A 9,648-nucleotide genomic window follows, 5' to 3' on the forward strand; every position below is an offset into this window, starting at 1 on the left:
CCCTCATGGTTGGAATGTGCCTCATACATCATCGCATGCACATGCTTGATGGCGCGACGCCGGTCGCGGGCGTGATACTTTGCCAGATGCTCGATCACCATTCGCTCGGGCCGTGCAATTTCCCCCTTGAGCGCTTCGATCGAAACCGATTGCTCCTTCCACAGGGAGTAGGGTGCCCACAGCAAACGAATACCGATCAGCGCAAGAACAACAGCACCGACATATGCCAGGGCCGTCGCATTCGCATCATCGGTGACACTCCACCCCAACCCCAATCCCACTGCGGGTAACGCTGAAGCTATAATTGCTTGCAAGGCGTCCGTAACCCGCATTGCCGGGCTAAATGCCTTAGCCAGCACCGCTCCCATATACTGCCAAATCATCGCTATTTCGCGATTGTCCAAAGGTGCTTTCCTCACGGGCTCTGCACCTGTGATCCCATGGTCACTCGCCTCCCGAACCCGCTGCGGCCGCCCCCGCTTTCAGGTCGACGATCTTGTCGCGGTCATAGGCGAGCACGCCCGGGACGGGCGGCATGCGGCCGACCGAAAGGCCATAGAAATTGTCGAGCTTTCCATAGGCGCGGAAATCGGCCTCGGCATAAGGAAAGGCCTTGAGCGATTCGGGCACGCCGAACCGCAGCGGGCCGTGCTGGCTGCCAAGATTCTGCGGGCGGTATAGCCCCGCTTCGGATCCCGCCAGCGGCGTGGACGGCGGCGGGAAATCGGGATCGAGCCCCGGGCCGACAAGGAAGAAATTGCCGGTGTCGGTGATCACGCCGGGCTTCACCTCGAACGCGACGGTCCCCATGCAATAACAGAAACCCGCCATCGCGCCCCCGCCAGCGACAAATATCGGGCCATAATAGGCATAGCGACCGGGCTTCACCTTGGTCAGATAGCTGTAGCTTTCGGGGCTCTCGCTTTTGGCGAACACATATTGCGGGCCGAATGACACCGGATCGCGGAGCTCGATCGCACCGATGGCGAAATTCTCCGCCGTCGGCTCGATCGGCTTTTCGGGTATCGTGGCGTTTTTGGCCTTGGTCTGCCGGGCAATCGCCGCGCGCTGTTCCCAGCTCTTGAGCTTGGCCGGATATTTCTTCTGCACCTTGGCGAGCGCCTCGGCCCAGTCCTTTTCATAGGCGGCGACGGTCGTCTCGTCGGGCAACCGCAGCAGCAGCGCATTCTGGCGGAACGGGCCGCTGACATAGATATAGCCGCTGTCAGGCTCGATCTTCGCCTTCCCCGAAATCAGATTCTTTTCCTCGATCGACTGCGAGGTGAGCTGCGCGGCGGCGAATGACGGGAGCGCGGCAGCGAGTGCGGCGGCGCAAAACAGGTTGCGGATCATTTCGGCAGCACCTCCGCCCCGGGTTTGGGGCCAGAGGCGACGCGCGCCTGTTTCATCAGGTAACCGGTGCGTTTCTCGTCCTTCACGCGGCCGAATCCCTCCTCGAAGTGGAAGGCCTGCCAGCGCTCCTTTTCCATTCCGTAGCGGTCGTAACCCTTGAACCCCATGCAATTGCGCATGTTGATCCGGCGGATGCGCCGCCGCTCGGCCGATCCGAAGATCGCATCGGCGACCGCCGATCCGATCACGCCGCCGGCCGCTCCCGCCAAGCCATATTGCCCGATATAATAGTTCGTCATGTAACTGTCGCCACCGCCGTAGAAATTGATCCCGCTCGACACCGCATCGCATTCGCTGATGTCGTTGTACGCGGTATCGAAATCGGTGCTGTCGCGGTGGAAATAGAAATATTTGTCATAGGTTTCGACATCGGCGGGCGTCGCCTCGAACGCGGTGTCGGGCACGGCGACCGCCGCCACCTCGTCCGCCGTAAAATGCTGCATCGGAACCGGCGGTTTGATCGCCTGCGCACCTGCGTTCGTCGCTGTCACGGAAAAACACGTCGCCACGATGGCGACCGAAACATATCTGTTCGGCATCCCGACCCCCCGGATAGATTCGGGGTCAGGAAATGAATCGCCCCCCCTGCCCCGCTTCTGATTTGTCAGAAAAAAGAGCGGCGGCAAGAGGAAAAATCTTGAGCCTTCAGGGTTGCTGCGCGTCGCTCCACCATCCCGGCTAGCATCGCGTCCAGCGCGTCAGCAGCGCGCGCAACATGCTCTGTGCCGCGTCAACCGGCGCAGAAGGCTGCAAAACGCGCGATCGCCTGTTTGCCGGTCGCCGTCGCCGCCATATCGGTTACGGTGCCGTCGGCGGTCATTCGCAGCCAGCCGTTCGCCGCAAAGGTGCGGAAGAGCGGCGAGGTCGCCGGAATTTCCTGCGCGGTAAAGGTCGGCAGTTCGTCGGCGTCGGTCGTTCCGGTCAGCCGCACGCGCTGATCGCCCGACGCCAGCTCGATCGCGGTCAGGTCGGGAGAACCGCCCGAGATCCCGGCAAAGACGCGGTCGCCGCCTTCTTCGCAGGTAAAGTTCAGCGGCTGATCGTCGGTATCTGCGACCTCATAGGCGAGGATCGCGCTCTGCACGCGGTCCTCGTCATCGACACGCATCGTCCAGTCATAGCCATCGTTCACCGCGGGCGCCCCCGCTGCATTCGCTACGCCGCCGAGTGCCAGCGCACCGCCAACCAAAACCAGAACCCGCTTCATCATCACTCTAGTCCTTCGTCATCTTCTGTGCATCGATCTCGATGCTATGACATCGAAGCATCTGAATTCGCTGTGAACTAAATCACGGCAAATATCAGCCGAGCGCCTTTTTCAGCAGTTCGTTGACGACCTGCGGGTTCGCCTTGCCCTGCATCGCCTTCATCGTCTGGCCGACGAAGAAGCCGAACAGCGCTTCCTTGCCGCCCTTATACTGCTCGACCTTGTCGGCGTTGGCGGTCAGGATCTTGGCGATCTCGGCCTCGATCGCGCCGGTGTCGCTCGTCTGCTTCAGGCCGTCGCGCTCGACGATCACGCCCGCGGCGTCGCCGCTCTCCAGCATCTTTTCGAACACCGCCTTGGCGATCGTCCCCGAAATCGTGCCGTCTGCAACGAGGCCCAGCAATTCGGCGGCCTGCGCGGGGCTGACCGGCGAATTCGAAATGTCGCGGCCCATGCGGTTGAGCGCGCCGAACAACTCGCTCGTCACCCAGTTCGCCGCCGCCGCGGGCTTCGCGCCCGCCTCCAGCAACGTGTCGAACCACAACGCTGCCTCGACCTCGGCGGTCAGCACATCGGCGTTATAGGCGCTGATGCCCGCCGCCAGATAGCGTGCACGCTTGGCATCAGGCAGTTCGGGCAGGCTGTCGCGGCACTCGGCCAGAAACGCATCGTCCAGCTCGAGCGGCAGCAGGTCGGGATCGGGGAAGTAACGATAGTCATGCGCATCTTCCTTCGAGCGCATCGAGCGCGTCTCGTTGCGGTCGGGATCGTAGAGCCGCGTTTCCTGCACCACCGTGCCGCCGCTTTCGATCAGCTCGACCTGGCGCCTCGCCTCACCCTCGATCACCGCCATCACGAAGCGCACCGAATTGACATTCTTCGTCTCGGTGCGCGTCCCGAACTCGTCGCCGGGCTTGCGGACGCTGACGTTGACGTCGGCGCGCATCGAGCCCTCTTCCATATTGCCGTCGCACGAGCCGACATAGCGCAGGATCGAACGCAGCTTGCGCACATAGGCGCCGGCTTCGGCGGGCGAGCGCATGTCGGGGCGCGAGACGATCTCCATCAGCGCGACGCCCGAACGGTTGAGGTCGACGTACGACATCGTCGGATGCTGGTCGTGCATCAGCTTGCCCGCGTCCTGCTCGACATGGATACGCTCGATCCCGATCACCTTGTCGCCCGGAATCCCCGCCTTCTCATCGGCTGCGATGGTCAGCGAACCTTTGCCGACAAGCGGATGATAAAGCTGCGAAATCTGATAGCCCTGCGGCAGATCGGCATAGAAATAATTCTTGCGGTCGAACCGCGACCATTTGTTGATCTCGGCCTCGATCGCCATGCCCGTGCGCACCGCCTGCCGGATGCACTCGCGGTTCGGCACCGGCAGCATGCCGGGCATCGCGGCGTCGACCAGCGACACCTGCGTGTTCGGCTCGGCCCCGAACGCCGTTGCGGCGCCCGAGAACAGCTTGGCGTTGGAGGTGACCTGCGCATGAACCTCGAGGCCGATCACGACCTCCCACTCGCCGGTTTCGCCTTTGATGCGATAGTCAGACATCACTCGTTCCTTCATGTATCCCCGCGAAGGCGGGGATCCAGTGCGGGTCGGCACCGGGCCGCTCTGGGCTCCCGCCTTCGCGGAAGCACACCGCTAAATTACCACCACTTCTCCGCCCGCGCCGTAAAGCCCGCACGTTCCTCGATTGCCAGCCCCGCGTTCAGCACGCCCTGCTCGTCGAATGCCTTGCCGATGATCTGCAAGCCCAGCGGCAGCCCTTCGCGGTTCAGCGCCGCGGGGACCGACATTGCGGGGAGTCCCGCGAGGCTCGCGGGCACCGCGAACACGTCATTGAGGTACATCGCCAGCGGATCGGCCACCTTTTCGCCGAGCCCGAACGCCGCCGACGGCGCGGTCGGCGCGAGGATCACGTCGCACACCCCGAACGCCTGTTCGAAGTCGCGTGCAATCAGCGTCCTAACCTTTTGTGCCTGGGTGTAATAAGCATCGTAGAAGCCCGCCGACAGCACATAGGTGCCGATCATGATGCGGCGCTTGACCTCGGGCCCGAAGCCGTCGGCGCGCGTCGCGGCATACATGTCCTGTAGCCCCGCCTTTTCGGGCAGGTCGCGCAAACCGTAGCGCACGCCGTCATAACGCGCGAGGTTCGACGACGCCTCGGCGGGCGCGATGATATAATAGGCCGGAAGCGCGTACTTCGTATGCGGCAGGCTGATCTCGACGACCTCGGCCCCCGCATCCTTCAGCATCGCAATGCCCGCATCCCACATCGCGTCGATGTCGGGGTCGATGCCCTCGAGACGATATTCCTTGGGAATACCGACCTTCTTGCCCTTGAGATCGCTCGACAAAGCCGCTTCCCAATTGGGCACGGCCATGTTCAGGCTCGTCGCGTCCTTCGGATCGAAGCCCGCCATATTCTCGAGCATGATCGCGCAATCCTTGACGTCGCGCGCCATCGGCCCCGCCTGATCGAGCGAGCTTGCGAACGCCACGATGCCCCAGCGCGAGCAGCGGCCATAGGTCGGCTTGATCCCCGAAATCCCCACGAACGCCGCGGGCTGGCGGATCGAGCCGCCGGTATCGGTTCCCGTCGCCGCGGGGCACAGTCGCGCCGCGATCGCCGACGAAGAGCCGCCCGACGACCCGCCCGGCGCGAGCGCGGCATTGCCGCCATCCTTGCGCTTCCACGGGCTGATGACATTGCCAAAGTAGGAGGTCTCGTTCGACGACCCCATCGCGAACTGGTCAAGGTTGAGCTTGCCGAGCATGCCGCAACCCGCGTCCCACAATTTCTGCGAAACGGTCGATTCATAACGCGGCACGAAGCCTTCGAGCATATGGCTCGCGGCGGTCGTCTGGACGCCGTTCGTCGCGAACAGGTCCTTCATCCCGATCGGCACGCCCGACAGCGGCTTCAGCGTCCCCGCCGAACGGTCGGCATCGGCCGCCTTCGCCGCCGCGATCGCATGATCGGGCGTTTCGACGATGAACGCATTGAGCGCCTTCGCGCCCGCGACATTGGCGTTGAACGCCTCTGCCACTTCGACGGCGCTGAAATCGCCGGCGCGGTGCCCGTCGCGGATCTGCGCGACCGTTAAATTCGTAAGATCAGTCATGTCGTTTCTCACCGTACCCCGGCGGAAGCCGGGGCCCAGAGCGTCAATGCGCCCATCTTTTCGTTTCTGGATCCCGGATCAATCGCGGCTACGCCGCTGTCCGGGATGATCGAATGATGGAACCTCATTCGATCACCTTGGGAACGCCGAAAAAGCCGTGCTGCGGCGCGGGCGCATTGGCGAGAATATCGTCGCGGCGGTTGCCGCCGGTCAGCGGGTCGGCGTCGACGACATCGTCGCGCAGCCGCAACGTGTTCGGGATCACCGCGGTCATCGGCTCGACCCCGGTCACATCGACCTCGCCGAGTTGCTCGACCCAGCCCAGGATGCCGTTCAATTCGCCTTCCATCGCGGCGGCTTCGGCATCGCTGATCGCGATGCGCGCCAGCGACGCGATTTTCCTTACTGTTGCCTGATCGATTGACATGATCGCCCTAACTTTAACGAAGCCGCGCCGCTAGCATCCCCGCCGGATCGCTTCAACCATGATCCTCCGCATGGCGTCGCCACAGAAAGGATCAAGTCACTCGAAATCCTCGCCCGCTCGCACGCCGTTGACGAACAGCTGCCGCCGCTTCACCTCGCGCACTTCCACTGTCGCATTTTTCAGCTCTTCGTTGGTCAGGTCATCGCTGTGCCGCAGGTTGCCATAGGCATCCGCGTCTTCGCGCCACTCCCCGTTTTCGTTGGGGGCCAGCAGCATCGACGCGTTCGGCGGTCGAACGACAATCAGCCGCCCATCATCAAGCCATCGAGCCACGCATAGCACATCGTCACAATAGCGCCTTTCACGAAGCATAGAGTAAACGCCCGGAGGCAAGGTCCGGCCTTCAGGCAGAACGCGCACCTTTTCCTCTATCTTCTTCGCTTCAAATTCGGCTTTCCTTACGTCAATCTTCTGGTCGTACCCCACCAACTTCCAGCGATCTTCGGATTGCAAAGCCCATTTCGCCAGATCGGCCTTTGCCTTGTCGGGCGATTTCGCCAGATCGCCCAGCGCTTTCCGCCCGCTCGGCCCGAAATCGAACGCCAGCGCCGCCCAGTCGAACTTCTCGGTCGTAATCGTCCCGGATTTCAGCCGCGCCACCTGATCGCGCGTCGAAATCGCCCCGAAGTCGAGGATCGGCAGCGCGAGGAACAGCGCCAGCAAGGCCAGCCCGATCGCCAGCTTCTGTTGCAACGGCCGCAGCCAATCGTCGAAATCGCGCTGCCCCTTCACCACCGCCCACACGCCCGCAATGCCGTACGCCAGCGCGATCGTCGCCGCGATCACGCCCCAGATGCGCTCGGGGGTCCAGCCGTACTGGATCACGCGCAAATGCATCGAATAGAAAGCGATGCCCGCGAGCGGCAACACCGCGACCGCCAGTACCGGCGCCGCCCAGCGCAGCATCGGGCTCGTCGCGCGATCGTCGCTGCCATTGCCGATCACCGCATTGGCGAGCAGCACCGCAAACGCCGCCACCGCCATCATCACAGCCGCGGTCGAAAAGCCCGAGTCCCAGAGCTTCTGCAGCCCGGTCCCCGCGAGCGAGAGCAGGAACAGCACCAATGCTACCGCCAGCACCGGCGCGAGCACCGCGAGCACGATCATCACCAGCCGCTGCAGCGTCGCGACCAGCTTGTCGCGCTCGCGCAGCAGGCCCACCGCGCCGCCGAACGCCGCGCCCGCCAGCATCCAGCCGAACCATTCGTCATTCAAGAGGTCGAAGATCAGGTTGATCCCGATCAGCTTGAACATCTGCCCGATCAGCACGGTGAGCAGGAAGGCGATGCCGACGAACGCGAGGCTCGCCGCGCCGATCACCGCGTCGGTCCACGCATGGCTGTGCAATCGCTCGTACGGCATCGACCACAGCTTCCAGAAGCGCCAGTCGGGCGCGACATCGCGCCGCGTCTGGAACAGCGGCGTCGCGACGAGCACTGCGAGCATTCCCGACCAGAACGGCCATTCGATCGGCGATCCCTGCAGATTATAAGCCGCGGCCTGCCAGGCAACCAGCCCGAGGATCGTGCCCCAGCCGAGCGCAAAGCCCAGCGCCCAATGCCAGCGGCGCAGCTCGGCCCCCAGCACGAAGACCACCACCGCGACCGCGACAGCGGTCGCGAGCGCACTGCGCCAGTGCGACAGCGGGTCGTCATAGGGATGGCTGATCAGCACATGAAAGGCGAGCCCTGCGGCAGAGCAGAGCGCCGCCATGATCCACGGCCGCAGCGGCCAAGGTGGATCGCTGTCGTCGAGACGCGCCGAAGGCGGGGGCGAATCGGGGACGGTGGGTGCGGTCGTGTCGGTCATGCGGCTCAGCCTATCCCGTAACCTCGTCATGCTGAAACAAGTTCGGCATAACGAGTTATTTGAAGGCGCGCGCGCAAGCAGCTAGAGAGGCTCGAAATTCCGTCTCCTCTCCCATGGAGCCCCGTTTTGGCCCGCAAATTCCTCTACTTCATTGCCGCGATCATCATTCTCATCCTCGCCGCCGGGGTTGTGTACCAGCTCTTCCCGGGTTGGATCGCGCGCACCGCGTTCGTTCCGAGCACCGAATTCAAGCCGCAGGCCGCGGTCGCGCCCAACGCCTACGACGACCCCAAAATGTGGTTTGCGCGGCCGGGAATGGAAAAGGATCCGTCGGCCTGGCGTCCGGCCGCCGACGGCAGCGAGACCCCCGGCACGGACCTTCCGGGAAAAAAAGCCGCGGCGCCATTGATCCCGCCCGCCAAGGCCTCCCAGGCGGCGACCGACACGCCCTTTCCAAAGGGCGACGCCGCCATCTTCTTCGTCCATCCGACGAGCTATTACAGCCGATCGAGCTGGAATGCCCCGCTCGAGGACCGCGATTCCGATCACCGCGCGAACCTCTTCGTGCAGGGCATGGCGAGTGCCTTCGCCGATGCCGGCGAAATCTGGGCGCCGCGATACCGCCAGGCGACGCTCGGCGCTTTCCTTGCGGAGGACCGCGTCACCGCGGGCAAGGCCATCGACTCCGCCTATCGCGACGTCGAGGAAGCCTTCAACGCCTTCCTCGCGGGCATCCCCAAGGACAAGCCGATCATCCTCGCGGGCCACAGCCAGGGCGCGCTCCACCTCACGACGTTGCTCAAGACACGGATCGCGGGTACCCCGCTCGCGAAGCGGGTCGTCGCGGCGTACGTCATCGGCTGGCCGGTCAGTCTCGACACCGACATCGCCGGCCTCGGCCTGCCCGCATGCCAGACCCCCGAGCAGAAAGGCTGCATCCTCGGTTGGGCGACCTTCGCCGATCCCGCCGATCCGGTGATGGTCACCGATGCCTATGACGGCACGATCGGCTTCGACGGCCGCCCGCGCGCGGGCACGCGGATGCTGTGCACCAACCCGCTGACCGGCATTCCCGACACCGAGGCGCCCCCCGCGGCGAATATCGGTACGCTGAAACCCACCGAGGGCTTTAAATCGGGCGCGCTGATTGCGGGCAAGATCGGCGCCAAATGCGACGACACGCGCGGTTTCCTGATGATCGGCGACGCCGATATCGCGAAAAACTATGTCGTCGCAGGCTATGTCCTTCCGGGCAACAATTACCACGTCTACGACATCACCCTCTTCTGGGCGAACGTGCGCGCCGACGCGCTCCGCCGTCTCGCGACGTACGAAGGCAAGCCGTCGCCGGTGCCGCCCGCTGCGGCGCCGACGCCTCCTCCGCTCGCTCCCGCCCCAACGCCCAAATCATAACCCGTCATTGCGAGGAGCCGAAGGCGACGCGGCAATCCAGAGATGCGTGAGCCGCCCTGGATTGCTTCGCTTCGCTCGCAATGACGATATTTTGGGACTAGACGCAGCATCATGATCACCACCGCCGCCCCCGATTTCGCTGCCCATTTCCCGAACGGCGGCCGCCTCGCGGGGCTCG

9 protein-coding genes are annotated in these 9,648 nt (G+C 63.9%); 1 reads left to right on the forward strand and 8 read right to left on the reverse strand.

Translation table 11 applies throughout. The features are described 5' to 3' along the window. The 8 genes from VGD20_RS06170 to VGD20_RS06205 all read right to left on the reverse strand — a co-directional run. A partial coding sequence (locus VGD20_RS06170) for a hypothetical protein (RefSeq protein ID WP_331133613.1) occupies nt 1-404 on the reverse strand: 404 nt, incomplete at its 3' end. A gap of 40 nt (nt 405-444) precedes the next feature. Further along, a complete protein-coding gene (locus VGD20_RS06175; protein WP_331133614.1) occupies nt 445-1,353 on the reverse strand; it encodes a hypothetical protein in 909 nt (302 codons plus the stop codon). Then, nucleotides 1,350-1,904 (reverse strand): hypothetical protein, encoded by a 555-nt coding sequence (locus tag VGD20_RS06180; RefSeq protein ID WP_331133615.1) that lies wholly within the window; start codon nt 1,902-1,904, stop codon nt 1,350-1,352. Before VGD20_RS06180 ends, VGD20_RS06175 begins: the two co-directional genes overlap by 4 nt. A gap of 239 nt (nt 1,905-2,143) precedes the next feature. Beyond that, nucleotides 2,144-2,623: a hypothetical protein gene (locus VGD20_RS06185; protein WP_331133616.1), complete on the reverse strand. Its 480-nt coding sequence runs from the start codon at nt 2,621-2,623 to the stop codon at nt 2,144-2,146. 91 nt (nt 2,624-2,714) lie between these two features. Next, on the reverse strand, nt 2,715-4,181 hold the full coding sequence (gatB, locus tag VGD20_RS06190) for an Asp-tRNA(Asn)/Glu-tRNA(Gln) amidotransferase subunit GatB (protein ID WP_331133617.1): 1,467 nt from the start codon (nt 4,179-4,181) through the stop codon (nt 2,715-2,717). Nucleotides 4,182-4,279: 98 nt separating this feature from the next. Continuing rightward, nucleotides 4,280-5,761: an Asp-tRNA(Asn)/Glu-tRNA(Gln) amidotransferase subunit GatA gene (gatA, locus tag VGD20_RS06195; protein ID WP_331133618.1), complete on the reverse strand. Its 1,482-nt coding sequence runs from the start codon at nt 5,759-5,761 to the stop codon at nt 4,280-4,282. A gap of 124 nt (nt 5,762-5,885) precedes the next feature. Continuing rightward, complete coding sequence (gene gatC / locus VGD20_RS06200; protein ID WP_331133619.1) at nt 5,886-6,188, reverse strand: Asp-tRNA(Asn)/Glu-tRNA(Gln) amidotransferase subunit GatC; 303 nt, start codon at nt 6,186-6,188, stop codon at nt 5,886-5,888. Between the two features lie 96 nt (nt 6,189-6,284). Then, nucleotides 6,285-8,057, reverse strand: a complete 1,773-nt coding sequence (locus tag VGD20_RS06205) for a DUF4153 domain-containing protein (RefSeq protein ID WP_331133620.1) — start codon at nt 8,055-8,057, stop codon at nt 6,285-6,287. A 126-nt stretch (nt 8,058-8,183) separates the two neighbouring features. Between VGD20_RS06205 and VGD20_RS06210 the strand changes: the two genes are divergently transcribed. Beyond that, a complete protein-coding gene (locus VGD20_RS06210) occupies nt 8,184-9,470 on the forward strand; it encodes a DUF3089 domain-containing protein (RefSeq protein WP_331133621.1) in 1,287 nt (428 codons plus the stop codon). Nucleotides 9,471-9,648 lie beyond the last annotated feature (178 nt).

Origin of the sequence: Sphingopyxis sp. (assembly GCF_036402335.1) — a bacterium.
Classification (GTDB): domain Bacteria; phylum Pseudomonadota; class Alphaproteobacteria; order Sphingomonadales; family Sphingomonadaceae; genus Sphingopyxis.